The organism is Streptomyces sp. NPDC050806, assembly GCF_055586425.1.
Window position 1 is genome coordinate 466175 of record NZ_JBVJIF010000005.1, and the last position, 26224, is coordinate 492398.

Here is a 26224-nt window from a genome sequence, read left to right on the forward strand (position 1 = left end):
CGAGGGAGTCGATGAGCGAGCTGTTCCCCACCACCCCCGGCCGCCGATGACATACCCCCTGCGCACGCGGTTCGCGCACGGCAGCCGGGGGACGCACCGCGTCCGCCGCACGCGGAGCCATGCCCTCGCGCTCCTCCTGGTCATGGCGGGCGCCCTGCTGGGCTGGACGCTGCCTCTCTGGGAACGCCGGCTGCCCGCGGCCGGGCTGACCTTCGACGCCTCCACGGCGCAGGCAACGCTCGCCGCGATCGCCGGCGGCATGATCACCCTGGCCGGCTTCGTCGTCACGGCCATCACGCTCGTCGTCCAGACCGTGCAGGCCATGTCGCCCCGCCTCGTCGCGGCCCTCGGCCACTTCAGCCGGTACCTCGTCCTGTTCGGCCTGCTGATCGGCACCGCTCTGTACGCGCTGGTGGCGCTGAGCCAGATCCGCGGCGAGAACGTCCCCCGGCTGACGGTGACGCTCGCCGTCGGCCTCGTCCTGGTCGACGCCGTGACCGTACTGTCCCTGCTCTCCTCCCTGCGGCACGCCGTGACCGGCGGTGGACTCGCGCGAGCCGTCGGGGCACGGCTGCGCACCGTCGTCGACCAGGTCTATCCGCCCGAGGCGGGGTCGTACCCCACGGAGGCGCGGCTGTTTTCCACCGACGAGCGGCCGTCCGTGGCCGGACGGTCCGTGGCCGGGCGGTCCCCGGCTGGGCGGTCCGCGGTCCTCGGGCCGAGCGCGGGGGCATCGTCGGCGGAGAGCCGTGCGCTGCCCTCGGAGGTGCCCATCGTGTACGGCGGGCGGCCATTGATGATCTTCGCGCTGGACGAACCCCACCTGATCCGCCTCGCTGCCAGGCACAACATCCGCGTGCGCTTCGCGCACGCGGTGGGTGAATTCGTCGGCACCGGCACAACGGTCGCCCACCTGGAGCCCTTCGATGCCCTCGCTGCCGACGCCGCCACGGGCACCGACACCGACATCGGAGCCGGCATCGGCACCGGCACGGACACGGCGCGGTACCGGCGGCTGACCCGCCAGGTGGCCGCCCATATCCGCTTCGGACCCAGCCGCACCGTGGAGCAGGACCCCGCGTACGGCTTCCGTCTCCTCGCCGACATCGCCATCAGGGCGCTGTCACCCGCCGTGAACGACCCGACCACGGCGGTCCAGGCACTGGACCAGATCGAGGACGTCCTTGTACGTCTGGCCGACCGCCCTCTCGGCCCCGCGTGGCTGCTGGACAAGCACGGCCGGCCGCGCGTCCACAGCCTCGCACCCGAGTGGCCCGACCTGCTCTCGCTCGCCCTGGACGAGACACTTCTCTACGGCTCCGCCAACCCGCAGATCGTCCGACGCCTGCACGCCCTCTTCGACCGCCTGCTCGCCGCCACCACCGACGACCGCGGCGACCGCAGAGCACCGATCACCGAACGCCGTCAGGCACTGGAACGTCTGGCGGCCACCGGCCTCCCCGATCCGCTGCTGCGAAGCGTGGCGGCCGAGCCCGACCCGCACGGCCTCGGCGGAGCCCAGCCGCACGGTGCCCGAGCCCGGGCAGAACGGAAGACGAACCGTGAACCGTAGTGATCGGGAGCGCCGGACAGCCACGGCAATCACTCGAAGGCGATCTCTTCGCATCGGGTGACGCTGCGACGGATGGACGCCCGGTCGAGACCGAGCAGGGCAGTGAGCCACATGCCGTTCTGGACGACGTCGATGTCCGCGGCCCGCTTGTTGGCCTCTGCCCTGGACAGCTCCGGCCGGGCGGATCGGATGAGGGTGGCGACGGCCTTGCGGTAACGCTTCTGGGCGGCCGTGTTGATCTGCCCGAAGACCGGGTCGGCCTGCCCGAGTGACCACAGCTGCAGGCGCAGGGAGAGGTACTCCGTCGTCAGGAATTCGGGGTTGGCGACACGACGCAGGATGGCGCGGAGATTCTCCTGCGGGGTGCGCGTGGGGTCGGCGGCGACGATGGCCATGTCCTGTCTCTCGATGTGGCGCAGCGCCGCGCAGATGAGAGTGACCTTGTCGTCGTAGTAGTAGTTGACCAGCCCGAGGGAGACGCCGGCCTGCCGCGATACCGCACGCATGCTGACGCCCGAGATCCCCTGCCGCGACAAGAGGGTCAGGACGGCGTCGAGGATGCGCTCCTCCCGGCCGGCCTTCTTCTCGAGCTCCGCAGACGTCTCACTCACCCGCACGAGACTAGCCGCTGCACCGCACCGAGCCACAGACGAGGCCGTCCCGCGTGCGGGTGCGAGGGGCGCGTGGCTCTCGCGGTCAGGGCGCGCTGCGGCCGTTCGCCGGCGTGCGGTAGGCGTCGAGGACGAGACCGTGGAAGTGATGCACGCCGTGCTCGGAGAGTCCGGGCGCCCGTTCGGGGTCGTAGACGATCCGGCCCTGGTCGAAGGCGGGCGTGCCCATGCCGCGCTGGACGCTCTCGACCAGGTTGATGTCCTGTACTTGCAGCACCTCGTCGATGTACTGCACCGACTGCTGTTCCGCCGCGTCGAGATCCGGGCTCTCCAGGAAGAAGTCCCAGGTCTCCACGGTTCGGTCGGGTCCGGCCGGCAGCACCTGGAAGACCATGAAGTTGCCCCGCCCGGGGTAGCGCAGCAGGCAGGTGTTGGGCCACAGCCACCACACCGCGTGCTCCGTGACGGTCGCGTCGGACACGTCGTACGCGATGTTCTCGGACTTGCCCGCGTCCGCGAAGTGGCTCGACCAGATGTTGTGGGTCTGCACGTCATAGGTGTCCATGTCCACGAGGGACACGAACTCCTTGTGCGCGACGTGGCAGTGGTAGCACTCCAGGAAGTTGTCGATGACGTTCTTCCAGTTGGTCTTGACCTCGTAGTTCAGCCGCTTGGCGTGTGTGAGTCCGGCGATGTCCGGTGCCCGCCGGGTGATCTCGGCGGCGAGGTCGGGAGCCTGCTGCGCCAGCGGCGGTGCGGCCGGGTCGAGATTGACGTAGACGAAGCCGCAGAACTCCTCGACCTGGACCCGGTCGAGGCAGATCCCCGACTTGTCGAAGGTGTCCATCCTGCCTGTCTGCCGGGCCCCGACCAGGGCGCCGCCGAGGTCGTACGTCCACGCGTGGTAGGGGCACACGATGGCGCGTGTGGTTCCTTCGCCCGACAGGAGTTCGTGCGCGCGGTGCTTGCAGACGTTGTAGAAGGCGCGCAGCCGCATCGACCGGTCGCGGACGACGACCAGCGGCATGCCGGCGATGGTGGTGGTGACGTAACTGCCCGGACGCGTCAGCTTCTCGACGTGGCAGACCCACTGCCACGTGCGGCTGAAGATGGCCTTGAGGTCCACGTCGTGCCACTTGGGGTCGGTATAGGCATCCGCCCGTAGGGACATGGAGTTCGCGGGATCCCGGTCATAGCCGGAGGCGATCGCCTCGGCCTCTGCTGCGGTGAGATCTGCGGTGAGAGGAGCCATGCCGAGGAACATAGGGCGATTTGGACGACCGTTCAATACCTCGGCCCCGTTGTACGTACCGGTCTCCCGCGGGCCTGCCGACGGAGGCCCGCACGGGGTGTTGACGACCATGCGCGCCGACTCTATCTTCACGTCCGAAGTCGCGATCATCGTTCGAAATCCCGAACAGCGAGCTGTGCGAGGAGAGCCACGTGAGCTGCACCGAAGAGCCGACCCGCGCCCGTACCCCCGACAGAGCGCCCCGCCAACGCCCCGCCCCTGTAGGTGATTCACCGGTCCTGAGAGGGAGTGTGCGATGACGGAGGGTGTTTCGCCCGGTCCCCTCGGCAGACGGCATTTCGTCGCGACCGCCGCCGGGGCCGCTGCCGTCATGCTCGCCTCGGCCGGTACCGGTCCGGCGTACGCGAGCACCCCCCGTACCGTCGCCGGCCACGGACACGCGATCGGCACCGGCACCGGCAGGGTCCGGCCGTTTCCGCTCGACGCCGTGCGCCTTCTCCCCGGCGCCTTCCGTGACAACCAGGCGCGCAACACCGCCTACCTGCACTTCGTCGACATCGACCGGCTACTGCACACCTTCCGCCGCAACGTCGGACTGCCGAGCGACGCGCAGCCCTGTGGTGGCTGGGAGGCCCCGGACGTCGAGCTGCGCGGCCACACCACCGGGCACCTGCTGTCCGGGCTGGCCCTGACGTACGCCAACACCGGGGACGAAGCGGTACGCGACAAGGGCCGCAAGCTGGTCGCCGCACTCGCCCAGTGCCAGGCCGCGTCGGTCAAGGCCGGTTACGGCAAGGGGTACTTGTCGGCCTTCCCGGAGAGCTTCTTCGACCGCCTCGAAGCCGGTACCAGTGTCTGGGCGCCGTACTACACGATCCACAAGATCATGGCGGGACTCGTCGACCAGTACCGCCTCGCGGGCAACGAGCAGGCCCGCGATGTGGTGCTGCGCCAGGCCGCCTGGGTGGACGCCCGGACGGCGAAGCTCAGCCACGGTCAGATGCAGCGGGTCCTGCAGACCGAGTTCGGCGGGATGAACGATGTGTTCGCCGATCTGCACGAGGTCACCGGCGATGCGGCCTGGCTGAAGGTCGCCGAGCGGTTCACGCACGAAGTCGTCTTCGACCCGCTCGCGAAGGACGAGGACCGGCTCGCCGGACTGCACGCCAACACGCAGATACCGAAGATGGTCGGCGCGTTCAGGCTCTGGGAGGAGGGCCTCGACGCCCGGTACCGCACGATCGCCGAGAACTTCTGGCAGATCGTCACCGACCACCACACGTATGTCATCGGCGGCAACAGCAACGGCGAGGCCTTTCACGAGCCGGACGCCATTGCCTCGCAGCTGTCCAACAACTGCTGCGAGAACTGCAACAGCTACAACATGCTCAAGCTCACCCGGCTGATGCACTTCCACGCACCCGAGCGCATCGACCTGCTCGACTACTACGAGCGCACCCTGTTCAACCAGATGCTCGGAGAGCAGGACCCCGACTCGGCCCACGGCTTCAACATCTACTACACCGGCCTGGCGCCGGGAGCCTTCAAACAGCAGCCGTCCTTCATGGGCACCGATCCGGACGCCTACTCCACGGACTACGACAACTTCTCCTGCGACCACGGAAGTGGCATGGAGACCCAGGCGAAGTTCGCGGAGAGCGTCTACACGCACGGTGACGACAGCCTGCTCGTCAACCTCTTCGTCCCCTCCGAGGTGACGTGGCGGGACAAGGGCATCACCTGGCGACAGACCACAGGGTTCCCGGACCAGGACTCCACGGTCCTCACCGTCACCGCCGGCCGGACGAAGCACGCACTGCGCATCCGTATCCCCTCCTGGGCGTCGAAGGCCCGGATCAGACTCAACGGCCGATCCCTGGCGGACCGCCCGAAGCCGGGCAGCTGGTTCGTCCTGGACCGCCGCTGGCAGCCCGGGGACCGGGTGGAGGTCGCCCTCCCGATGCGGCTCACGATCGAGCCGACACCCGACGATCCCGATGTGCGGGCCGTGCTGTACGGACCGGTGGTACTCGCCGGACTGTACGGCGACCGTGACGCGCTGCGGATGCCGCGCCTCGACACCCGGTCCGTGCGGAAGAAGGCGGCGGCCCCGATGCGGTTCACCGCACGGGCCGACGACGCGGACGTCACCCTCCTGCCTGTCGCGCGCACCCACCACGAGCACTACAACGTCTACTGGCTGACCGGCGAACCACCGCCGCCGCCACCGGAGTTCGCCGCCTGGCACCGCTTCGACGAGACCTCCGGCACCACCGCAGCGGACGCCACCGGCAACAGCATGACCGCACACCTGGCAGGCGGCGCCTCCTGGATCACCACCGGCAGGACCGGCGGCGCCGTCGCGCTGGACGGATCGGGCGGCCACGTGCAACTCGCGGAGGACGTCCTCGCGGGAGCAGCCGCGTACTCCCTCGCGACCTGGGTCAGACTCGACGGCACGCCGGAGACCTGGACCCGGATCTTCGACATCGGCACCGGCGTGACCGCCAACATGTTCCTGACCCCGCGCAGCGACACGGGCACCCTGCGGTTCGCGGTCACCGTGGCCGGCGGCGGAGCCGAACAGCGCATCGATGCCGATCCGCTGCCGACGGACACCTGGACACACCTCGCGGTGGCGTATGGCAAGGGGACGGCGGTCCTGTACGTCAACGGCACCGAGGTAGGCCGAAACGAGCAGGTCACCGCCCAGCCCGACGGATTCGGCAACCACATACGCTCCGCCTTCATCGGCCGGTCCCAGTACCCCGACCCGTACCTCGAAGCGGCGGTCGACGACTTCCGCGTATACGGCAGGACACTGACGCCGACCGAGATCGCGGACCTCGCCCGCGGCTGACGCCCTGGCCGGTGCGCAACGCGACCTGCCGCCCGGGAGCCGCACGCTCTCGGGCGGCAGCGGCGTTGAGCGGCTGCGCCGAGTCACCGCAGGGCCACCATCAAGGGCGTCGCTCGGCGAGCACCATGGTCGGCCTCCGGACCTGCGAGACTGCGCCCATGACCACGGAGCAACGCCGGATTCTCGTCATCGGCATCGGAGCGGGCGACCCGGACCACCTGACCCTCGGGGCGGTCAAGGCGATCCGCCGGGCCGACGTCTTCTTCATCGTCGGCAAGGGACCGGACACAACCGCACTGACCGACCTGCGCCACAGCATGCTGGAGGAGCACGCCCAGGCCGAGTACAGAGTCGTGGAGGTGGCGGACCCCAGCCGGGACCGGCATCCCATGGACCGCTCGGACTACACCTCGGCGGTCGAGGGCTGGCGCACCCGGCGGGCGGACCTCTTCGAGCGGCTGATGCGCGAGGAGATGACGGCGGGGGAGACCGCGGCCTTTTTGGTGTGGGGTGACCCATCGCTGTACGACAGCACACTCGGCATTCTCTCCACCATCGAGGCCCGGGGCTCCGTCGCCTTCGATGTGGAGGTCATTCCCGGCATCAGCAGTGTGTCGTCGCTGGCCGCACGCCACCGCATTCCGCTGAACCAGGTGGGGCGACCGGTGCACATCACCCCGGCCCGCAGGCTCTCCGACGTGGCCCAGAACGACGACGGAGACATCGTCGTCATGCTCGACGCACACGAGTCGTTCACCCGGTTCGACGGTGCGGACGTCTGGATCTACTGGGGGGCGTACCTCGGCACGCCGGACGAGCTTCTGGTCGCCGGCCCGCTGAGTGAAGTGGCCGGCCGCATCCGGCAACTGCGCGCCGAGGCCCGTGAACGACACGGGTGGATCATGGACACCTATCTGCTGCGCATGGTGGAGCCTGCCGGGGGAGCGTAACCGGCTTCGTCCCGTCGCCCATCGTGGGTAATCTCTGTGTGACAGAGGTGATCGGCGTGGCGCGGTACGGGGGGCGTTGAACAACGGTGGTCAACGACCAAGCAGGGGACGGTCGGTCGTCCGGTGCAGGCGAATCCAGCGGATCCGGTGAAGCCACTGGAGCCGGTGAACACGGTGATCAGCCGCGGGTCCGTATGGGCGCGACCGCGCGTGATCACGGTGTCAACCATCAGGCGGGCCGGGATCAGACGGTCATCAACAACGCCTATTACGGCATTCCGCCGCAGCCCGATCGACCGCCGGGCGTTCCGGGCGCGGGCCGAAGCCCGCGCGCGGTGCTCCTGGCAGCAGTGGCGACCGTGGCAGTGCTGGCCGTGGCCGGCCTCGTGATCAAGGCGGCGCTGCCGGACGGAGGCGGCGGGCACGAGCCGACGCCGAGTCCGAGTGTCGGTTCCGAGTCCTCCGAGCCGACGGAGTCGCCCTCCAGGAGCACGGAGGAGCCGTCGCCGAACCAGTCGCCGTCCTCGGTGGAGAGCCGGGAAAAGCTCATCGACGCACAGCCGTTCGCGCTGCGGGCACCGGCGGAACCCGATGTCGTCGGAGTCGACCTCGACGAGCCGAAGGTCAACGACCCGGACGAGTTCACCACCAGCGACGACGAGCTGCAGCTGAGCGAAGTGAGCGGCGGCGATTGGGAGTTCAGGACCACCACCGGTATCAGCGCGGGTACGACCTTCGAGCAGTGCCGTCAGGGCCTCCAGGGCAATGCGCTGCCCTCGCGTATCGACGCCGAGGACCTGAGCAGGCAGCGGACGATCCGGGTGGGGACCGTGCTGTGCACCGAGACCAGCGAGGGAAACCTCGCCATGCTCAGGGTCACCAGGATCACGTCCAGCGCGGAGAGCGACCTGCCGGACGTCTCGACCGAGCTGACGCTCTGGCGGAACGCCTGATCAGTGAGGTGGAGCGGTTGGCCCCCGGCCGAACCCGGCTCGGAAGGAAGTGCGAGCCCTGCCGCCTTCCTTCCGGGCCTTCCGGCTATGACGACGGCGGAGTGGCGTCGGGGCCCACCGACGGCAGGTACTGCGGAGCTCGCCAGGCGGACAGCCTGTGCTCCACCGCGGCCCCCAGCGACAGCAGCCTGGCGTCCTGCTGGTCACCGGCCATCAGCAGCACTCCGACAGGCAGCTCGTTCACGAAACCGGCGGGTACCGACAAGGACGGGTAGCCGGCGACGGCCGCCGGGGTGGAGGACGGGATCACGTCGTTGTCGCCCCGCGCGCAGTCGGTCGTCCAGGCCGGCGGATTCGTCGGCGAGGCGATGGCGTCCAGCCGATGGGCGGCCATGGTCTCGTCGATGGAGCGCCGCGAGAGATCCTTCAGCTCGGCGCGCTTGGCCCGGTACGAGGGGTCGGTGGTGGGAGGCGCGGCGAGGGCCTGCTCGAACAGCTGCTGGCCGGCGAAGCAGGTCTGCTCCGCGGGGTGGGTGCGGTTGAATTCGATGAGTTCGGCGAGGCTCTGCGGCCCCTTGCGGGTGGCGAGGTAGGCATCGATGTCCCGGTGGAACTCGCTGAGCAGAGCCGGGAATTCGAGCTCGGCGAGTCGCTTCTGGTACGGGGGCGTCACCTCGACGACCTCGGCCCCCGCCGCACGCAGCTTCTTCGCGGTACGGGTCATCAGCGCGTCCACCTCCGGCCCGAGCGAGGGCAGCCGCCACAGGCCGATCCGCTTGCCGCGCAGGTCGCCCGAGCGCGCCGACCCGTTCGCGAGGCCGAAGGAACCACCGGGACGCGAAGCGGTACGGTCGCCGCTGAGCACCGACAGGGTGAGCGCGGTGTCGGTCACGTTGCGCGCCATGGGCCCCGCGGTGTCCTGCTCGGCGGAGATCGGTACCACGCCGTCCTGGCTGACCAGGCCGAGGCTGGGCTTGTGGCCGACCGCCCCGTTCATGCCGGCCGGGCAGACGATGGAGCCGTCCGTCTCGGTGCCGATCGCCACCTGCGCCAGGGACGCGGCGAGCGCGGCACCCGAACCGGCGGAGGACCCGCACGGATTCCTGTCGAGCACGTACGGGTTATGGGTCTGCCCGCCCACCGCCGACCAGCCCGATGTCGGCTTCTCCGCACGGAAGTTGGCCCACTCGGAGAGGTTGGTCTTGCCGAGGATCACCGCCCCCGCTTCCCGCAGCCGCTTCACCAGGAGCGCGTCGGTGCGCGGTGGGCTGCCGGCCAGCGCGAGCGACCCGGCCGTCGTCGGCATACCGCGGGTGTCCACGTTGTCCTTGAGCAGGACGGGGATGCCGTCGAGCGGGCCGAGAGCGCGTCCGTGCCGATGCCGGGCATCGCTGGCGGCAGCCTGGCGCAGAGCCGTCGGGTCGGTACGCAGCACCGCGTGGATCTTGGGGTCGACGGTCTTGATCCGCCACAGGTAGGCGCTGATCAGCGCCGACGAGGTGAGCGATCCGCGGGCCATACGTGTCTGCAACTGCGGGATCGTGACCGTGTCCAGGTCGACGCCCAGCTCGGGAGGCGAACCGGCCGGTGCCTGCTGATGGCCGGCACCGGTACTCGCGCCCTCCGCATACGAATGCGGCACGGCGGCACACAGGGTTCCCGCGACCAGGGTGACGGCTGCCAGTGTCCCCATGCTCCTGTTTCTCATGCTCCTCATGAGAGGTAGCCGACTATACGGCCGCACCCTGGCGCAAGGGCGCCTCGATCGCCTGCGTCATTGGTGGGAACGGTCGGCGCAAAAGGCCCCATTGGGGGCGTGCGGACGGCCCCTCATTGCCATCAGCTGGTGACGAGCCTGTCCACCAGGTCGGGGATCGTGTTGCCCACTTGCGTGACGGTGGTTCCGCCGAGACTGGCGCCCACCAGCACCACAGGCCCGTGCCGGGCCACCTTGCGGACCACGTCGACGACCATGTCCACGTTGTCCTGCAAGGTGACCTCGGCCAGCTTCGAGGGCTCGACCGCCCAGGCGTCGAGGTCCTGCGGGGCCTGGTAGGCCACCGGGTACTGGGCGTCGAACCCATGGCCCGGCAGGTCGACGGCGAAGCTGCGGTGACCGTGCAGCGCCAACTCCCGTTGTACCGGTGCCCACATGAACGAACTGGAGCAGGCCCCGTGCACCAGGACGAACGTAGGACCGGCATGGTGAGTACTCATGATCCGGATCGTAGTGAGCGCGCCCCGACCCGGCCTCTGGTTTTTGGTGGGCTGCCGGCCGTGCGGGCACGCTCACTCCCGGTCGTCGGCCACTACCACGCAGGCGCTGAGATGCCAGGTCTGGTCCTCCTTCGCGGAGATCTCCAGGTCCACGTCGCGCCCGAAGGGGCCGCCGTCCAGAGGGATGCGGAGCCAGGTGAATTCCCGGCCGTCGAGCTGCTCGCTGCGGGCCTGCTCCTCGCCGTCCACGCGGACGATCAGCGGCCTGTTGAAGGTGTTCGGATCGCCGGTGAGCAGATACGCCGTGCAGCGCCCTGCGGGCAGCTTCAGTCGCAGCACGGTCGGTGCGCTGTCGCGTACGTAGTCCCGGCGCACGACGTCGAAGAGCCCGGTGTCGGTGGCGTCCGGCGTGTTGCCCACCCAGCCGAAGTCCGCGCCCTCGTGCCAGGTGCTGTCGGGCGCAAGGCGGGTGTACTCCTTCAGTACCGGCGCCGAGCCGGGACCGGCGTCCAGAGCGTGTACGCATCGGGCGGCGGGTGGCACGACGACGGTCCTGGCCAGGCTGCGCAGCGAGGAGTCGAGGACCGGCACGGAGCCCGATCTCGGGCGCGCGTGCAGTGTGGCGAGTGCGGGTGCCGGCGACGGCACGACGGTCATCTTCACCGTGGTGTCGCCCTCAGCGGCGACGTAGCTCGTTGCCTGCTCCGATTGCCAGCCCTCGGGGACGTCCAGCGACACCGTCGTGCGCAGGCCGGAGCCGGTCGCATTGACCAGCTGCACCGGCAGGTCGTTGCGTTCGCCGCCCAGCAGTACCGTGTCGGCCGGGGCGATGACCGCTTGGAGCCAGCTGCGCCGCTCGTCGCGGATCCGGCTGAGTTCGAACCAGTAGGCGACCAGGGTGTCCCGCCACTTCGTGGCCTCGGTCAGCTGCCGGTCGAACTGGCGGAGTACGTCGGTGAAGCGTTGGTGGTCGATGCGGCGGCGCAGTCCTTCCCAGTCCTTGCGCATGCCGGCGACCCGTGCCGCACCGTCGAAGTGCGTGTCGTAGATGTGCTGGATGACGGTTGTGCCGTTGTCCAGCCGGTGGGTGTAGGGGACGTGGTGGAGGAAGAGGAGCAGCTCCTCGGGGCAGTTCTCCAGCGACTCGTAGGTGTCCCGTATCGCCGGTGCGTACAGCTCGGTGTAGCCGTTGCCGGTGGCGGCCGTACGGTCATAGCCGATGCCCTCGCGGTTGGACTTGTGGAACTGGGTGGTCGTGGTCGGGCTGGGGTCGAAGTGCCCCGTCACCGAGCCGTCCGGCGGATGCGTGATGTAGCCGGTGCCCAGCGGTGAGGTGTAGTCCTCGTACGTGTGCCAGGAGCCCAGCAGCAGGGCGGAGACCGTGGTGATGACGTGGGGGTCGTTGCCGAACGTCATCCGGATCCATTCGTCGGCCAGGTCCTCAACCGACAGCTCCGGGTTCCAGGCGAGCCGTCCGTAGCCGTGGGTGTTGGCGGCGGCGAGGTGGGAGCCGGTCCAGTTCCTGGCGTCGCCGAAATTCATCACACCGGCGAAACCGAAGTGCGTGTAGGAGTGCACTCGGCCGGTCACGACACGCGCCACGGTGCTGCCCTCGCCGCCCTTGCGCGTGTCGAAGTCCAGGACTTCCTTCCATTGCGGCACCAGATAGCACAGGTGGGTGGAGTGCCCGGTGTACTCCTGCGTCACCTGGAGCTCGATCATCGAGTTCGTACGCGGCAGCGAACCGAAGAGGGGATGGGCGGGTTCGCGGACCTGGAAGTCGATGGGGCCGTTCTTGATCTGCACGATGGCGTTGTCCGCGAACTTCCCGTCCAGCGGTGTGAAGTCCTGGTAGGCCTGCCGGTCCCACTGTTCGTCGCCGTCGTGGACGAACGACCGCCACATCACGATGCCGCCGTGCGGTGCGAGAGCGCCTGCCAGCAGGTTGGCCCCGTCGGCGTGGGTGCGTCCGTAGTCCAGCGGTCCGGGACGCCCCTCGGAGTTGGCCTTCACGAGGAAGCCGCCGAAATCCTCGATCTTGCCGTAGATCTCCTTGGCCTTCTGCTGCCACCAACTGCGTACGCCCGGGTCGAAGGGGTCGGCCGTTTCCAGCCCGCCCAGGTCGATGGGGGCGGCGAAGTTCGCCGTGACGTACAGCGTCACGCCGTAGCGGCGCAGTACGCCGGCCAGTGCGGCCAGCTTGGTCAGGAACGGCTCGGCTAGATAGTCCGCGGGCGTGTTGACGTTGTTGATCACGGCGCCGTTGATGCCGAGCGAGGCGAGGACGCGCGCGTAGTCCGTGTACCGGGCGTCGAGTTGCGGCAGTCTTTCCCAGTCGAAGAAGGACAGGCCCGCATAGCCGCGCTCGATCGAACCGTCGATGTTGTCCCAGTGGTCGGCCACGCGCAACGGTGCGGCGGGCCGCTCCGTGAGATCGACGTGCTCCAGCGGTCGTCGGGTCTGCACGAGCCGCAGCAGGTGGAAAGCGCCGTAGAGCACGCCCCGGTCGGTGTGGGCCGCCACCACGGTGCGGATCCTGCCGCGCTTGGTGACGCGGCGGATGACGTAGCCCTCATCGCCCAGCTCGGCCAGCTCCGCCGCCGGGACGAGCTCCCTGATCAGGGGGGAACTCGTCGGCGTACCCACCACGAGTGCCGCGTCGGACGGGGCGTGGGAGCGTGGCTTCACCCGCGTGCCGAGCAGCCCGGTCAGCCCGCGGGCCAACTCGTCCACCGCCGATCGCTGGAGCGGGCCGCCCCCCTGCCGGACGAGGGTCCCCAGGGCGGCTCGGTAGCGCTTGAGCTGTCCGGGGTCCGCCACCTGCCGGTAACGCAGCCAGAGGTCGTAGCCGTCCTCGGCGGACAACGTTGTCGCCGACGGCCCGGTACCGACGGCCGGCTGCGCCGACGCCGGCCCCGACAGGCCGAGGGAACCGACCACGCCACCCAGCGCGGCCGCGGACAGAACGCTCCGACGCCGTATTCCTGAGCTCATGAGTTCTCCCTTTCGTCGCTGAACGAACGGTGCACGCAATGGGTTTGGTCACTGGCCTCCCAGGCCCGTGGTGGCCACCGACTTCACGATGTGCCGCTGGAAGAAGACGAAGACCAGTACCAGCGGCAGTGCGGCCAGCACCGCCGACGCCATGGTCTGCGCGTAGTTGACGCCGTAGGCGTCCTTCACCGAGGTGATGCCGACGGGCAGTGTCATCAGTGCCGGGTCGGATGTGGAGATGAACGGCCACATGAAGTTGTTCCATGCGCCGATGAACACGAAGATGGCGACGGCCGCGAGCATCGGGCGGGACAGGGGCAGCATCACCGACCAGAAGATCCGGGCGTGCCCCGCGCCGTCGAGCCGGGCCGCCTCCTCCAGTTCACGGGGGATGGTGTCGAAGTGCTTCTTCAGGATGAAGACCATCACCGGGGCGACCGTCTGCGGCAGGATCACGGCCGCGTAGGTGTCGACCAGGTTCAGGGTGAGCATCTGCTGGAACCACGGGACCATCAGCAGCTGCGGCGGCACGAGGATCGCCGCCGTGGAGATCGTGAAGAGCCACCGGCGGCCCCGGAACAGGGTCCGGGAGAAGGCGTAGCCGGCCATCGCCGACACCACCACGGTGACGAGGGTGACCGCCGCGGAGATGACGAAGCTGTTCAGCATCCACAGCGGCAGGTCACCGCGCTCGATCACGGTACGGAAGCCGTCCAGGGTGAAGCCGGCCTGCGGCCATATCCAGTGCAGCGGGTCGCTGGCGTCCCGCTCGGACTTGACCGAGGTGAACACCGCCCAGGCCATCGGCAGCAGCCAGGTGAGGGCCAGTACCGAGAGGGTGGCCAGCGCGAGCGTCCGCGAGAGCCTGCTCGCTCCCAGGGTGAGGTTGGGGCCGCGCTGCGGTGCCGGCCGCCGCGTCCGCCCGGCCCGGGGCACGGCGGGAACGGGGGAGAGGGCGCGGCGCCCCGGGCGCACCCGGGCTTCGGTGGCGGTCATGTCACTTCTCCCTGCGGCGGAAGGCGAGGAACTGCGCGGCGGAGGCCAGGACGACGAGGGCGAAGAAGACATAGCTGATGGCGGAGGCGTAGCCGAGCCGGTAGCCGGTGAAGCCCATGTCGTAGAGGTACTCGACGACCGGGCGGGTGGAGCCGTTGGGTCCGCCCTTGGTCAGCAGGTACACCTGGTCGAAGACCTTCAGCGAGGCGAGCACCTGGAGCACGGCGATCACGGAGGTGATGCGCCGCAGCTGAGGAAGCGTCACATGCCACAGCCGCCGCCACGCGCCGGCTCCGTCCAGCGCCGCCGCCTCGTACAGATGGTCCGGCACCGACTGCAGCGCCGCGAGGAAGAGCAGGAAGTTGAAGCCGACCGTCCACCACAACGTGGCGAGCACGATCGCGTACAGGGCGGTCGACTCGTCGCTCAGCCAGCTGAGGCCGTCCAGGCCGACCGCGCCGAGCAGGTGGTTGTAGAGGCCGAGGTCCGGCTGGTAGAGCCACGTCCACAGCAGGCTGATGACGCCCACCGGCAGCAGGTAGGGGGCGAAGAACGCCAGCCGCCACACCCACTGGCCGGGCAGTCCGGTGTGCACCAGTAGCGCCATGCCGAGCGCCACCGTCACCAGCGGCACCGTGGAGACCGCGGTGAACCACACGGTGTGCCACACCGAGCGCCACATCTCCGCGTCGCCCAGGGCCTCCCCGTAGTTGTCCAGGCCGACGAACGAGGGGGAGTGGGCGGACAGCGAGGCGTCGGTGAGGCTCATCCAGAGGCCGTCCGCCAGCGGCCAGAGCATGAAGACGGCGAACAGGAGAAGGAAGGGCAGGGCGAAGAGCAGACCAGGAGGGACGGCTCGGCGCAGTCCGGTGCCGAGCCCCTCGGCTCTGGTGCCGGGCTCTTCGGAGGAACCGGCGGCGGCCCGCGGCCGGCCGGGCGAGGCGTACTGGGTGGACATCGATGGCTCCTTCGCGGCGGCTCAGGCGGGGCTCGGCCGGGACAGGGCCGTATTGATGCGCTTGATCATGGCGCGGGCCGCCCGGTCGGGCGCCAGGCCGTCGAGCAGCGCCTGCTGCAGCACCTGTGACATGGCGTTCTGGAAGTCGGACCCGGCACCGGTGAACCAGACCGCCGGGTCGAGCACCACGTGGTCGGCGGCGCGCGCGTACCGCGACTGCGGTTCGAGCCGCTCGTACGCCCGGGTGCGTGTCACCGGCTCGTAAGCGGGGATGTGACCGGCCTTCGCCCAGGTCTGGCCCGCCTTGAGGATCGCCGCCACCGCCTGGTGCGCCCGCCTGCGGTGTGCCTCGTCGCGACCGGGGTGCCGGGGCAGTACGAAGGAGTGGGAATCGGCGTAGACCGCGGGGCTGCCGAACACCGTGGGAAAGGGCGCGGCACCGACTCTCGGGTCGGCGGCACGGAAGGTGCCGAGCTCCCACTCTCCGGTCAGCGTCATGGCCGTCCGCCCGTTGGTGAAGGAGGCCAGCGCCGCCGGGTAGTCCAGGCGGCGGGGGTTGGCGCGCCCGTCGACCAGCTTCGCCATGAACGCGATGACCTCGGCCATGGCGTCCGCGTCGGCCGTCACGGGGCCGCCTTCGGGCAGTGCGAAGTCGTTCCCGGTCTGCCGGTACAGCCCGTAGAACAGCCGCCAGCCCTGAGCCGTGTCATTGACGTATCCGAAGGAAACGCCCTGCTTGCCGGACGCCCTCGCCAGCTCCCTGCCCGCCTCCAGGAAGCGCGCCGGAGAGGAGAACGCCTCCTGGTCCAGCGATCCGTCGCCCGTCACCAGCCCGGCCTTGCGTGCGACGGCGGGATGGAAGAAGACGATGAAGGGGTGGGTGTCCAGTGGCACGGCGTACGTCCGGCCGCGGTGCTGCGTGCGGCGCCACACCGCGTCGGCGAAGTCCTCCTCGCGAATACCGAATTCGGCGAGCAGATCGGTGTCCCATGGATCGACCAGCCCCGTGGGCGCGTAACCCGCCAGGCGCGACATGTGCGCGATGGCGACGTCCGGCCCGCGCCCGCCGGCCGAGGCCATCGCGAGTTTGGTGTAGTACGGCGTGCCCCACTCCAGCACGGTGCGCTCGACGCGGGTACCGGGCATGTCCGGCCGGGCGGTACGCAACAGATCGTTCAGCAGGACCCCGTCGGCGCCGCTGAACAGGTCCCACAGGTGCACGGTACGCGGGTCACCGGCGGCCGCGGCCGTACCGCAGCCGGCGAGGGTCCCGCCGGCGGCCAGCGCGGCGGCCGAGGCCAGCGAAGCCCGCAGCACGTCCCGTCGGGACAGGTCGACCATGGAGCTGCCTCTCTCTGCATCGGTGTACGGCAAGGTGGTGGTGCTCAGCCGGTGGTCTCGCAGGCCGCCGCGCGCTGCTGGACGCGGCGCAGTGCGGCCGCGTCGAACTTCTCGCTGCGGTCGAACCCGTAGACGCCGTTGCGTTCCTGGAAGACGTCGGTGAGCTGCGTGTAGCAGTAGCCGAACATGTCCGGGTCGTCGAGCAGCACGTCCATTAGGCCGGTGAAGCGCGTGATGACCTCCTCGGCGCTGCGCGGCCGTTCGCCGTATCCCCAGGACGTGCCGGTCTCGTCGCCGGCAGCGGTGTCCGCCGCGGCGGGGTCCCACCAGATGCCGCCGAACTCACTGCAGAAGTACGGCTGCCCGCGATAGGGGACCGACCAAGTGCGTCCGTCGGGGCCGGTGTTGATGTACGGACGGTCCTCGGCGAGCCCCGACATCGTCTTGGCGAACGCCTCGACGTTCTGCTCGTAGCAGTGCGAGTCGTAGACGTCGGTCTCCGGCACCCGGTGCGCGTAGCCGGAGGCGTCGATGACCGGCCGGCTGGGATCGGCCTGCTTCGTGGCCAGGAACATCGCCCGTGTGACGTCGTCGAGCCCGGTGATCCGGTCGTGCAGATGCTGGTACGTCTCGTTCAGCGGGCACCAGCCGATGATCGAGGGGTGCGAGTGGTCCCGCTCCAGCGCCTCCAGCCACTGCGTGACATAACTGGCGTCAGGGCGCTGATTGTCGTCACGGACGCCGGTCTCGCAGCCCCAGTCGCCGAACTCGCCCCACACCAGATAGCCCAGCCGGTCGGCGTGGAAGAGGTACCGCTCCTCGAACACCTTCTGGTGCAACCGGGCTCCGTTGAATCCGGCCCGCAAACCCAGCTCGATGTCGCGCACCAGGTCGGCGTCGCTGGGTGCGGTCATCAGCCCGTCCGGGTAGTAGCCCTGGTCGAGCACGAGCCGCTGGAACACGGGCTCGCCGTTGAGCAGGACCCGCTTGCCGTGCAGGGCGACCGACCGCAGCCCCGCGTACGACGTGGCCTCGTCGACGACGGCGCCCTCGGTGTCGAGCAGCTGGAGCCGCAGGTCGTACAGGTGCGGGTCGGCCGGCGACCAGGTCCGCACCCGGTCCTGCGGCACCGTCAGCACCAGCCGCGGGCACAGGTCGAGTTCGCGCGGGCCTCGGCGCGCACCACTTCGCCCCGCTCGTCGGACAGCACAGCACGCACCCGGTGCCCCGGCAGATTGGCGGTGACCGGCAGCTCCAGATGGAAGGAGCCCGAGCCCAGGTCGGGGGTGATGCGGGGGCGCTTGAAGCGGGTGCGGGCCGGGACCGGCTCCAGCCACACCGTCTGCCAGATGCCGGTGGTCCGGGTGTAGTGGCAGTGCGTGTTGGCGTACCAGGTGGCCTGTTTGCCCCGGGCCTGCGGACCGTGCCGGCTGTCCCGCGCCCGCACCACGATCACCGCGTCCTCGCCGGGCGCGGCCACGCCGCGCAGCTCCGCGCTGAACGGGGTGAATCCGCCGCGATGGCGTGCCACCTCGATGCCGTTGACCCAGACCGTGGCGTCCTGGTCCACCGCTCCGAAGTGCAACAGCACATCGGATCCGGCCCACTCGGCCGGGACCGTCACGGTGCGTCGGTACCAGACGGCCTCCATGAAGTCGGTGTCGCCGATACCGGACAGCGCGGACTCGGGGCAGAACGGCACCGTGATCTCGCCCGAGAGGTCACGGTCGCGCAGCCCACGCTCCAGCCCGCTGTCCGCCCGGTCCACCTCGAACTGCCAGCGGCCGTTGAGGTTCAGCCATGCGGCCCGGGCGAACTGGGGGCGCGGATACTCGGGACGCGGGACGTCCGTGGGCAGGGGCCTGCTCATACTGCTCCTCGCTCGTGCCGGTGCACTCGGATCGAGCTCATGCCACCATGCACTTACATCGATGTAAATACTGGCGATCGGCAAAGTTTTCGTACGGACACGCCTGCCGCATCCGCCCGGCGGCCCGCCCGCGACGGCCGGATACGATCCCCGGTGGCGGAAGGAAGCAGGGCATATGGGCAGGCCAAGGATCAAGGACGTCGCGGAGTACGCCGGCGTCTCCCCGAAGACGGTGTCGAACGTCCTCAACGACTACGAGCACGTCTCCGACCGAACCCGGACCGTGGTCCGGGAGGCCATCGACGCCCTCGGTTACCGGGTCAACATCGCGGGCCGCCAGTTGCGCCGCGGGCGCACGGGCATGATCGCCCTCGCCGTCCCCGACCTGGACATCGCCTACTTCGCGGAACTCGCGCACCACATCATGCTGGAGGCCGAGCGGCGCGGCGGCACCCTCCTCATCCTGGAGACCGGCGGCCGGCGGGAGCGCGAGATCGCCGCCGTACAGGGATTTGACGCGGAGTTCACCGACGGCGTCATCCTCAGCCCGCTCGCCCTGCAGCCCCGCGACCTCGCCCGGCGCGACACCCGGCTGCCACTGGTGCTGCTCGGCGAGTGCAATCCGCCCGGCAGCGCCGACCACGTCGCCATCGACAACGTGGCGGCGGCCCGCGAGGCGACCGAACACCTGCTGTCGCGCGGCCGCCGCCGGATCGCGGTGATCGGCGGCGCGCTGCGCGGCCCGCGGAACACCGGCCGGCTGCGCACGATGGGGTACCAGAAGGCGCTGGATGCCGCGGACGTCCCGGTGCCGGACGACCTCGTGGTGCCGGTGCCCGCCTACCGCTGGGCGGACGGGGCGAGCGCCGCCCGCGCCCTCATGCGGGGGCCGGAGCGGCCGGACGCGCTGCTCTGCCTCAACGACCATCTGGCGCTCGGTGCCGTACGCGCCCTGCACGAGGACGGCTGGTCGGTGCCGAAGGACCTGGACGTCGTGGGCTTTGACGACATCGAGGCCGCCCGCTACAGCATCCCCACCCTCACCACCGTGGCCCCGGACAAGCCCGGCATCGCACAGGACGCGGTGGGCATGCTGCTGGACCGCATCGACAGCGGACATACCGACAGCGGAAATACCGGCGACGCCGCCGTCGAGAAGGTGGCGGGACACCGACTGGTCGTACGGGAGAGCTCGGGAGGCTGAGGCGGCACCCGCAGCAGCGCTGGTCCCCTCGCGTCCCTCAGGGTGCCGCGCACGAGGGGTTTACAGCGTCCTTTCATCGATGTAAAACCCAGACCGGCAACCCAGAGGCGTTCTGGAGCAACTGGGGCCACGGCAGCCACATCTTCAAGAGTGATGACGTTCGCCCAGGACCACGGCAAGAAGGTGATCACCTTCGAGACCGGGACGATGACCGCTCCCCACCCCGATGCCCGCACCCACTTATGCCGCTGCCTGACGGCAGGCGGCTTCAGCGCCGGGTGCGGCTGATGCTCCCCGAAAGGTGTCCGCATGCCCAAGAGACCACTCCGCGCCCTGCTCGCCCGTGCGGGGCTGCTCGCCGTCGCCCTGCTCGCGCTGGTCGCGGGGTTGCTTCCGGCCTCGGCCGCACCGGCCGCCGAGCGCGCGGGGGCCGCGGCGGCCGGTACGTTCCGCAATCCGCTCAACACGGGACCCGACCCGTTTATGACCCACTGGAAAGGGTCCTACTACCTGACCACGACGCAGGGCGACAGCATCCGGATGTGGCGCTCGTCCTCCCTCGGCAACCTGCTCTCGTCCGATCCCGTCACCGTCTGGACCGACTCGGACTCCTCCCGCAACCGCAACATCTGGGCCCCGGAGTTCTACCGGTTCGGTGACCGCTGGTACATGTACTACACGGCCGACGACGGCGTGGACGAGCACCACCGCCTGTACGTCCTGGAGTCCGAACGCGACGACCCCACCGGGCCGTACCACTTCAAGGCCAAGCTCGCGCCGCCCAACCACGCGAACGACTTCGCCATCGACGCGGGCATCCTGCAGCACAACGGCCGCCTGTATCTGGCCTACAGCGGCCTCAATCAGTACCAGCACAACGGACTCAACATCGCCCCGATGTCCAACCCCTACACGGTCTCCGGTGACGCCGTCGCCCTCAACGGGGCCGGCGGCTGCCCCGAGGTGCGGGAGGGCCCCGAGTTCCTCTACCGCAACGGCCGTACGTGGATGACGTACTCCACCTGCGACACCGGCAAGCCCGACTACCAGGTCTGGATGATGTCGCTGCCCTCGGACGCCGATCCGCTCGTCCCCGGCAACTGGCGGCAGCATCAGGGCGCGGCCTTCTCCCGGGCCGACGACCGCGGCGTGTTCGGCCCCGGCCACCACGCCTTCTTCCAGTCCCCTGACGGCACGGAAGACTGGATCGTCTACCACGCCAAGACCACCTCAGCGTACACGTACGGCAACCGTACGACCCGGGCTCAGAAGATCACCTGGCGCGCGGACGGCAGCCCCGACCTCGGCCGGCCGCTCGCGCTCGGAGCCACGCAGGATCTGCCCTCGGGCGACCCCGGGTCGGGCAACTACTGGATCAATGACGACGGCCGGTCCAGCGGGCCGGGCAAACTGACCTACAGCGGTTCCTGGAACTCCGGTACGGGCTGCGGCACGCAGTGCTTCTGGAGCGACGACCACTGGAGCGACCAGGCCGACGCCACGGCCACCTTCTCCTTCACCGGCACCCGTATCGCGCTGCTGTCCGTCAAGGACGTCGGCAACGGGTACGCGGCGATCAGCATCGACGGCGGTCCGGAGCAGCAGGTGGACTTCCACGGCTCACCCCGGGTCGGTGAGGCGCTGCAGTACATGAGCCCCCGCCTCGCGAACGGCAACCACACTCTCCGCGTCCGCGTGACCGGCGGGCACAACACCGACTCCCAGGCGTCCTTCGTGAGCGTCGACCGCGCCGAGGTCTACGTGAACTGACCCGCTTCCCCCGGCCACATCACGTGGCCGGGGGCCCGAGTGATTGCGGCATACGAGTGATTCACGAGAGATTCACGCCTTCCCGCGTTTCCTCTTCCAGGGAGTGTCGTTAGCGATATCAATCATCGCTCGTACGCGTGGCGATAGAGGAATGCAGCTGACATATGTGTGAAGAGCATGCGTGCAACAGCAGCATTTATTGAGGTGGGGGAGGGGGTTCCTGCACAGACAGATACCGGTTCGGCGGATTCGGCGCTGCCCAGCGTCGCCTTCGCCGATCGCTGCTGTGCCGTCAGCAGCCGGCCATGAGGCCGGCCACCCAATACGCCGCGCGTGGCATCCCTTGCAAGAGCGCACACAGGTCCTCGCCCGTGTGACACAACTCAAGACAAGAGAAGAATCAATGCGACAGACATTGCAGAGCGTCGCGCTCGTCGCGGCAACCGCAGCGGGACTTTTCGCAGCGGTCGGCGGCACCGCCCACGCGGACGCCGGAGCGACAGGCGCGGCCTCCGGTTCACCGGGCGTGCTGGCGGGCACCCTGGCCCAGCTGCCGGTACACGTCCCGGTCAATCTGTGCGGAAACACCGTGAACGTCGTCGGCCTGCTGAATCCGGCGGCAGGCAACACCTGTGCAAACGGCCGGCAGGACAACGCCGGCCAGCACGAGGGGCACCAGCACGGCGGACACCAGCAAGGCGGCGCTGAGGCCCATGGCACGACCGGCGACTCGCCGGGGGTGGGCTCGGGCAACGGCATCCAGGTGCCGGTCGACCTGCCGGTCAACGCCTGTGGCAACACCATCGATGTCGTCGGCGTACTCAACCCGGTCACCGGCAACACGTGCTCGAACGACGGCCCGGCGCAGCGTCCGCCCCACCACCGGCCGCCGACGGAACACCCGCACCAGCCGCCCACCGACCACAAGCCGCCCACGCCCCCGGAGAAGGAAACTCCTCCGGAGAAGGCAACGCCTCCGGCCAAGCCGCAGGCACCGCGCCCGCACGAGCCGTCGACCGACGAGCCTGCCTCAGGCGAAACGACTCCTCATGCGCCGGCCCCCGCGCACGCCACCTTGGCCGAGACCGGGGCCGAGTGGCTCGGCCTGACGGCTGCCGGCAGCGCAGTCGCACTTCTCGGTGGCGGGTTCCTGGTGCGACGGGCCCGCCGGGCCCGCAGCTGAACGCTCACCCCCACGACGGCTCCGAGGAGTCGGCGGAGCCGGCTCACCTCCGCCCGGCGGAGGTGAGCCGGCCCGGCGCGATGACCACGGTCCTGCGCGCGTGCAACTCCGCGCAACCGTTGCCGCCGGTACTCCGGCCGCGGTGTGATCGGCGTTACGTTATGAACCTCCGGTCGAAGGGAGTTCCGATGGCACAGACGCTGGACGCGGTGCAACAGGGCCGTTCTCCCCAGGCACGCGTGGACGACTGGCTCGCCCGGTTCGAGGCCGCACTCACGGCCCGGGACCTGGCGGCCGCGGCCTCACTGTTCGCCACCACCAGCTACTGGCGAGACCTGGTGGCCTTCACCTGGAACATCAAGACCGTGGAGGGCCGGGCCGGCGTAGCGGACCTGCTCACCGCATGCCTCGACAGCACCGACCCGTCCGGATTCCGCACCACCGAAGCGCCGGCGGAAGCCGACGGCGTCACCGAGGCGTGGATCGAGTTCGAGACCGCGGTGGGGCAGGCGAAGGGGCATCTGCGGCTGACGGACGAGGGCGCGTGGACGTTGCTGACCAGCCTTCGCGAGCTCAAGGACTTCCCGGAACCGCGCGGTGACCTGCGTCCCAAGGGCACGCTGCACGGTGCGATCGCCCAGCGCCGCTCCTGGGCCGAGGAACGGGAGCTGGAGCAGGGCCGGCTGGGCTACGGCCGGCAGCCGTACGTGGTGGTGATCGGCGGTGGCCAGGGCGGCATCGCGCTCGGTGCCCGGCTGCGTCAGCTCGGCGTGCCCGCCCTGGTCGTGGAGCGCAACGACCGGCCGGGCGACTCCTGGCGCAAGCGGTACAAGAGCCTGTGTCTGCACGACCCCGTCTGGTACGACCACCTTCCCTACCTGCCCTTCCCGGACAACTGGCCGGTGTTCGCGCCGAAGGACAAGATCGCGGACTGGCTGGAGATGTACACCCGTGTGATGGACGTGCCGTACTGGACGCGGTCGGAGGTCACCTCGGCCGCCTTCGACGAGGCGACCGGGACCTGGCGGGTCGTGGTGGACCGGGACGGCGCAGAGACCGTGCTCACCCCTCGCCACCTCGTCTTCGCCACCGGCATGTCGGGCAAGCCCAATCTCCCGTCGTTCCCCGGCATGGACCTTTTCGTGGGCGATCAGCACCACTCGTCGCAGCACCCGGGCCCGGACCGGTACGCGGGCAAGAAGGCGGTCGTCATCGGGTCGAACAACTCCGCGCACGACATCTGCGCGGCGCTGTGGGAACACGGCGCCGACGTGACGATGGTGCAGCGTTCCTCGACGCACGTCGTGCGGTCGGATTCCCTGATGGAACTGGGGCTCGGGGACCTCTACTCCGAACGCGCGGTACGGGCCGGGGTGACCACCGAGAAGGCCGACATGGTGTTCGCATCGCTGCCCTACCGGATCATGCATGAGTTCCAGATCCCGGTCTACGACCAGATCCGCGAACGGGATGCCGACTTCTACGAGCGCCTCGCCAAGGCCGGCTTCGAGCACGATTGGGGCGACGACGGGTCGGGACTGTTCATGAAGTACCTGCGCCGCGGCTCCGGCTACTACATCGATGTGGGCGCGGCCGAACTCGTGGCCGACGGCAGGATCAAGCTCGCCCGCGGCCAGGTCGACCACCTCACCCGTACCGGCGTCGTGCTCGCCGACGGCACGGAACTGGACGCCGACCTCATCGTCTACGCGACCGGCTACGGCTCCATGAACGGCTGGGTCGCCGACCTGTGCGGCCAGGAGATGGCGGACCGGGTCGGCAAGTGCTGGGGGCTGGGCTCGGACACGACCAAGGACCCCGGCCCGTGGGAAGGCGAACAACGCAACATGTGGAAGCCCACCCAACAACCGGGTCTGTGGTTCCACGGCGGAAACCTGCACCAGTCCCGCCACTACTCGCTGTACCTCGCGCTCCAGCTGAAGGCCCGCTACGAGGGCCTCCCCACCCCGGTCTACGGCCTCCAGGAGGTCCATCACCTCGCGTGAACGGGGGCCGGGGCGGCCGTGATGTGCCCTTGCACCGCGGCTGTCCCGGCACTGGGCTGCGCCGTTCTCCCAGGCCGCGGTTTCCTTCATCTCTTGAAGTGAAGCGGATGATTCCGAATCCCTTGACGACCCTTCTTGTGACGAGTTAACTCAAGGCGTGAACAAGGTCTGGACCAGGTCGAGTTGGGCCGGCCATGGCGTCATTGCCGGTCGGCCGGGCCGATGTGCGCTGCGTATGGAGGGGCAGCCAACCCTCTCCTGAGTGTCCAGGTCTTCAACACTTCGTGGCACACGCACGACTTTGGTGCACACGCACGACTTTGTGGCACACGTACGTCCGACGGCAGTGCGGCCGTCACGGGCCGACGCCCGCTCCCCCCACACCGCACAGGAGCCGCTATGAGTTCAGCAGCACGGCACGGAACCAGGCACAGAAGCAGGCAAGACGGCAGTCACGGCAGCAGTACCCGGCGCCTGCGTTCCGTGTCACCGCGTCGCCTCGCCCGCCGGAGCGCGATCGCCGTGGCCGCCGCTGCGGTCATCGGCGGCGCGACCATGGCGGCAGCCGACGCCGTACCGGCCGACGGCCCCGAGGCCGCCGACGCACCGCAGGCCGTGGCCCCGTATCTGTACAACGGTTGGGGCGATACGCCCGATCCCGCGACGGTGATGGACGCGACCGGCGTCAAGTGGTTCACGCTGGCCTTCGTTCTCAGCAGCGGCGCGTGCGATCCGCGGTGGGACGGCAGCCGCCCCCTCACCGGCGGCGTCGACGCGAAGACCGTGGACGCGATCCGCGCCAAGGGCGGTGACGTCATCCCCTCCTTCGGCGGGGCCAGTGGCAGCAAGCTGGAGCAGAGCTGCCAGGACGCCGCTGCGCTGGCCGGCGCTTACCAGAAGGTGATCGACGCCTACGACCTGAAGGCGATCGACATCGACATCGAGGGCGACGCCTACAACGACCCCCAGGTGCAGCAGAAGACGATCGACGCGCTGAAGCAGGTGAAGGCCGACAACGCCGGCCTGACGACGTACGTCACGTTCCCCAGTGCCCAGGACGGCCCGGACGACAGCATGATCAAGCGGGCCGCCGACGCCGGTCTGGAGGTGGACGGCTGGACGATCATGCCGTTCGACTTCGGCGACGCCGGCGACCAGGACATGGGCGAGCTGACCAAGAAGGCCGCCGAGGGCCTGAAGAACACCGTCAAGGACGCCTACGGCTACAGCGACGACGAGGCCTACCGGCACAGCGGCGTCTCGTCGATGAACGGCATCACCGACGTCAACGAGCGGGTCACCCCGGAGAACTTCGAGGCCATCCGCGCCTACGCCCAGGAACACCACCTCGCCCGGCTCACCTACTGGTCGGCCAACCGCGACCGTCCGTGCCCCGGCGCCTATCCCAACGACGACACCTGCTCCGGAGTGGACCAGGAGCCCTGGGAGTTCACCAGGATATTCGCCGGATACACGGGCTGACGGG

The 26224-nt window shown here is 69.5% G+C and carries 17 protein-coding genes and 2 pseudogenes; 10 read left to right on the top strand and 9 right to left on the bottom strand.

Features of this window, described 5'->3' with window-relative positions:
• Positions 1-46: 46 nt before the first annotated feature.
• A complete protein-coding gene (locus ACZ6WH_RS18185) occupies positions 47-1573 on the top strand; it encodes a DUF2254 family protein (RefSeq protein ID WP_469729431.1) in 1527 nt (508 codons plus the stop codon).
• Between the two features lie 29 nt (positions 1574-1602).
• On the opposite strand, the gene ACZ6WH_RS18190 is transcribed toward ACZ6WH_RS18185, so the two are convergent.
• Complete coding sequence (locus ACZ6WH_RS18190; protein ID WP_469729432.1) at positions 1603-2184, bottom strand: TetR/AcrR family transcriptional regulator; 582 nt, start codon at positions 2182-2184, stop codon at positions 1603-1605.
• Positions 2185-2269: 85 nt separating this feature from the next.
• Entirely contained in the window at positions 2270-3436 is a 1167-nt protein-coding gene (locus ACZ6WH_RS18195; RefSeq protein ID WP_469729433.1) for an aromatic ring-hydroxylating oxygenase subunit alpha, read from the bottom strand.
• 295 nt (positions 3437-3731) lie between these two features.
• Here ACZ6WH_RS18195 and ACZ6WH_RS18200 point away from each other — a divergent pair, with 295 nt between their 5' ends.
• The 3 genes from ACZ6WH_RS18200 to ACZ6WH_RS18210 all read left to right on the top strand — a co-directional run bounded on the left by ACZ6WH_RS18200 (position 3732) and on the right by ACZ6WH_RS18210 (position 8199).
• Positions 3732-6296 carry a beta-L-arabinofuranosidase domain-containing protein gene (locus ACZ6WH_RS18200; RefSeq protein ID WP_469729434.1) on the top strand — a complete coding sequence of 855 codons (2565 nt, stop codon included), beginning with the start codon at positions 3732-3734 and terminating at the stop codon, positions 6294-6296.
• A gap of 158 nt (positions 6297-6454) precedes the next feature.
• On the top strand, positions 6455-7246 hold the full coding sequence (gene cobF, locus ACZ6WH_RS18205) for a precorrin-6A synthase (deacetylating) (protein WP_469729435.1): 792 nt from the start codon (positions 6455-6457) through the stop codon (positions 7244-7246).
• Positions 7247-7596: 350 nt separating this feature from the next.
• Positions 7597-8199 (top strand): hypothetical protein, encoded by a 603-nt coding sequence (locus tag ACZ6WH_RS18210; RefSeq protein WP_469729436.1) that lies wholly within the window; start codon positions 7597-7599, stop codon positions 8197-8199.
• 85 nt (positions 8200-8284) lie between these two features.
• On the opposite strand, the gene ACZ6WH_RS18215 is transcribed toward ACZ6WH_RS18210, so the two are convergent.
• From ACZ6WH_RS18215 to ACZ6WH_RS18245, 7 genes and pseudogenes are all read right to left on the bottom strand, one after another.
• Positions 8285-9907, bottom strand: a complete 1623-nt coding sequence (locus ACZ6WH_RS18215) for an amidase (protein WP_469729437.1) — start codon at positions 9905-9907, stop codon at positions 8285-8287.
• Positions 9908-10047: 140 nt separating this feature from the next.
• Positions 10048-10416 (bottom strand): annotated as a pseudogene (locus tag ACZ6WH_RS18220) (alpha/beta fold hydrolase); the annotation flags it as partial.
• 72 nt (positions 10417-10488) lie between these two features.
• Positions 10489-13410, bottom strand: a complete 2922-nt coding sequence (locus ACZ6WH_RS18225) for an alpha-glucuronidase family glycosyl hydrolase (RefSeq protein WP_469729438.1) — start codon at positions 13408-13410, stop codon at positions 10489-10491.
• Positions 13411-13458: 48 nt separating this feature from the next.
• The gene (locus ACZ6WH_RS18230; RefSeq protein WP_469729439.1) at positions 13459-14406 is read right to left on the bottom strand and encodes a carbohydrate ABC transporter permease; all 948 of its coding nucleotides are present in this window, start codon (positions 14404-14406) and stop codon (positions 13459-13461) included.
• A gap of 1 nt (position 14407) precedes the next feature.
• Positions 14408-15364 carry a carbohydrate ABC transporter permease gene (locus tag ACZ6WH_RS18235; RefSeq protein WP_469729440.1) on the bottom strand — a complete coding sequence of 319 codons (957 nt, stop codon included), beginning with the start codon at positions 15362-15364 and terminating at the stop codon, positions 14408-14410.
• 21 nt (positions 15365-15385) lie between these two features.
• Positions 15386-16705: an extracellular solute-binding protein gene (locus tag ACZ6WH_RS18240; RefSeq protein ID WP_469729441.1), complete on the bottom strand. Its 1320-nt coding sequence runs from the start codon at positions 16703-16705 to the stop codon at positions 15386-15388.
• 44 nt (positions 16706-16749) lie between these two features.
• A pseudogene (locus tag ACZ6WH_RS18245) lies at positions 16750-18575 on the bottom strand (glycoside hydrolase family 2 protein).
• 175 nt (positions 18576-18750) lie between these two features.
• Here ACZ6WH_RS18245 and ACZ6WH_RS18250 point away from each other — a divergent pair.
• The 6 genes from ACZ6WH_RS18250 (at position 18751) to ACZ6WH_RS18275 (ending at position 26220) form a co-directional block, all read left to right on the top strand.
• Positions 18751-19779, top strand: a complete 1029-nt coding sequence (locus ACZ6WH_RS18250; protein ID WP_469729442.1) for a LacI family DNA-binding transcriptional regulator — start codon at positions 18751-18753, stop codon at positions 19777-19779.
• Between the two features lie 153 nt (positions 19780-19932).
• Positions 19933-20067 (top strand): hypothetical protein, encoded by a 135-nt coding sequence (locus tag ACZ6WH_RS18255; protein WP_469729443.1) that lies wholly within the window; start codon positions 19933-19935, stop codon positions 20065-20067.
• Between the two features lie 21 nt (positions 20068-20088).
• Entirely contained in the window at positions 20089-21549 is a 1461-nt protein-coding gene (locus tag ACZ6WH_RS18260) for a family 43 glycosylhydrolase (protein ID WP_469729444.1), read from the top strand.
• A gap of 373 nt (positions 21550-21922) precedes the next feature.
• Positions 21923-22732, top strand: a complete 810-nt coding sequence (locus tag ACZ6WH_RS18265) for a chaplin (protein ID WP_469729445.1) — start codon at positions 21923-21925, stop codon at positions 22730-22732.
• A gap of 188 nt (positions 22733-22920) precedes the next feature.
• Positions 22921-24738: an NAD(P)-binding domain-containing protein gene (locus tag ACZ6WH_RS18270; RefSeq protein WP_469729446.1), complete on the top strand. Its 1818-nt coding sequence runs from the start codon at positions 22921-22923 to the stop codon at positions 24736-24738.
• A 483-nt stretch (positions 24739-25221) separates the two neighbouring features.
• The gene (locus ACZ6WH_RS18275; protein ID WP_469729447.1) at positions 25222-26220 is read left to right on the top strand and encodes a chitinase; all 999 of its coding nucleotides are present in this window, start codon (positions 25222-25224) and stop codon (positions 26218-26220) included.
• Positions 26221-26224 lie beyond the last annotated feature (4 nt).